This is a genomic window from Ectothiorhodospira lacustris (assembly GCF_022227785.1).
GTDB lineage: Bacteria > Pseudomonadota > Gammaproteobacteria > Ectothiorhodospirales > Ectothiorhodospiraceae > Ectothiorhodospira > Ectothiorhodospira lacustris.
On record NZ_JAJNQM010000148.1, the window covers coordinates 1 to 2,495 of the forward strand.

General features: G+C 61.5%; 3 protein-coding genes. 1 reads left to right on the plus strand and 2 read right to left on the minus strand.

What is annotated here, in order from left to right; genetic code table 11:
* Together LQ952_RS15675 and LQ952_RS15680 are read right to left on the minus strand one after the other, a co-directional pair.
* Positions 1-728, minus strand: a 728-nt coding sequence (locus LQ952_RS15675) for an ABC transporter ATP-binding protein (RefSeq protein ID WP_238623549.1), incomplete at its 3' end; no start/stop codon positions are given.
* Entirely contained in the window at positions 725-1,738 is a 1,014-nt protein-coding gene (locus LQ952_RS15680) for an ABC transporter substrate-binding protein (RefSeq protein ID WP_238623550.1), read from the minus strand. The genes LQ952_RS15675 and LQ952_RS15680, both read right to left, overlap by 4 nt.
* 299 nt (positions 1,739-2,037) lie before the next feature.
* Between LQ952_RS15680 and LQ952_RS15685 the strand changes: the two genes are divergently transcribed.
* Positions 2,038-2,495: PLP-dependent transferase (locus LQ952_RS15685; protein WP_238623551.1), on the plus strand; the 458-nt coding region annotated here is incomplete at its 3' end.

Genomic DNA, 2,495 nt, shown 5'->3' on the forward strand with positions numbered 1-2,495 from the left:
TGCCGCAACGCCTGCACTGCCGGCTGGCGACGAAAGACGTCACGGCTACTCCGGTCTTCGGCCGGCACCGGATATTCGCCGATCAGGTGACCGGGGCACGCGCCCAGCAGGGCCACCCGCTGTCCCAGCCACAAGGCTTCGTCCAGGTCATGGGTGACGAAGACAGTGGTCGGCACCCGCGGACGTCGCAGACGAATCTCCCGAAGCAGGTCCTGCAAACGGATACGATTGATCGGGTCCAGCGCCCCAAAGGGCTCATCCAGCAGCAACACCGAGGCCTCCAGGGCCAGGGCGCGGGCAATCGCAGCCCGCTGGCGCATACCGCCGGAGACCTCGAAAGGGCACCGCCCGGCGGCGATCTCCAGACCGACATCGACGAGCAAGGCCCTGGCCACCGCCAGGCGATCGGCCTTGCCCAACTGCGGTTGCCCCTTGGCCACCGCCAAAGCCACGTTGTCCGTCAGCGTCAACCAGGGGAAAAGGGAGTAGTCCTGAAAGACCACCGCACGGTCACGACCGGCCCGGGTCACGGGCACCCCCTCTTGCAGCACGCGACCCTTTGCAGGGGCCTCCAGACCGGCCAGCAACCGCAGTAAGGTGGACTTGCCGGAGCCGGACGGCCCCAACAGGACCAGGAACTCTCCGCTTCGGATATTCAGATTGATCCGATCCAGCACCGTGTCCTGACCATAACTGAAGGACACATTTTCGAGGGTGAGGCCGCTCATGAGGCCTCCTGGAGGGCCAGCTTCTCCAGCAGTTCCCGCCACAGAGGCTCGTCCGGCTCGGCGGCGGCCAGCTGTTCCAGAGCCGATTGGTAGAAGCTCAGGGCGAAGACGTCATGGATATCCCGCTCCGACTCCACAAAACCCGCCCCGGTGACGGCATCCCAGAAATCACTGACGCCGGATACGTTGGGATCGGTGGATTGATCCAGGGTGTCCCGGTAATACGTGGAACGGATCAGTTCATCATCCAGCGGGATATACTTACGGATATTCGCCACGGTCTGATCGTGATTGCGCGCGGCAAAGCGCTCGGCCCTCAACAGGGCGCGCAGCAGTGCCTGCCATTGTTCGGTTTTCTCCAGGCTGCTTCCGGACACCACCAGACGGCAGCAGGGGTGACCGGGTTGTAGAGCCGCGCTGCTGAGCACCACCACCAGCCCCTCCGCCTGAGCCCGCTGATCATGGGGCCCCCAGACCACCCCGGCATCGGCCTGGCCGGTCCTGACCGCCTGAATCACCGCCGGTGGATTGCGCAACTCATAAATGGTGAGATCCTTGCGCCAGTCAACGCCGGCACGGTGCAACTCATACCGCAGAATGGCATCACCAGAGGCCAGACGGACGGTGGCCACCTTCCGACCGGCAAGATCCTTGATACCGCTGATCTGACCCGTAAGCTCCCGACGGGTGATCAGATAGGCGTCCTCCCCCATCACACCGGCAATCACCTTCAGGTCCGCACCCCGGGCAAAATGGATCAATGGGGCGGAAGTACCAAAGGCACCCGCATCCAGGCGTCCCGCCACCACCGCGGCGATGCCATCGGCGGAATTGGCGAATTCATGCAAATCCACCTTCAGTCCTTCTTGGGCAAAAAAACCCTGCTCTTGGGCCACGAAGAACTTGGCATGCCCGGTCACCGGCAGATAGCCGAGCCGGATGTGATGCTCCTCCGCCGACGCTCCCAACGGGGAAAGCATTGAAAAGGAGGCCGTGAAAGCCAATGCCATGCGCCATTTTCTGAACATTTGGGTCGTAAGCCTCTCGTGATGGGTCATGAATACACGCGCCGGAAACCGCGTGCAGCTCCGCATTGGTGACCAATCTAGGGGAAGGCATGAGGAGGCAGAACCAAGAAAAACTGGAATGCTTATTCCATGAAAGAGATATACAGTGGCTTGATAAGCACTTTCTATTTTATTGGTTCGAGGAATGGTGCCGCCCTGTTACGTTGCTTCCCAGGAGCAATCGATAGGCACCTTACGGGTTCTTCCCGTCAGGGGCGCCCCCACCGCCACGGAGCAGACCGATGAGCATTGACCTTCCCGATCTTCGCTATGAAACCCTGCAGGTGCATGCGGGTCAGTCGCCGGCAGCCGGAACCAATGCCAGGGCGGTACCCATCTACCAAACCACCTCCTATGCCTTCAATGATGCGGACCATGGCGCGAGACTCTTTGCCTTGAAAGAGTTCGGGAACATCTACACCCGGATCATGAACCCCACCACCGACGTCTTTGAGCAGCGCATCGCGGCACTCGAAGGCGGTGTTGCCGCCGTAGCCACCAGTTCCGGACAGGCGGCCCAGTTTCTGGCGCTGACCACGATTGCCCAGGCCGGTGACAACATCGTGTCCACCAGCTATCTGTACGGCGGGACCTACAATCAGTTCAAAGTGACACTGCCGCGGCTGGGCATTCAGGTCAAACTGGTGGAAGGGGACGATCCCGACAGCTTCCGGCGGGCCATCGACGAGCACACTAAGGC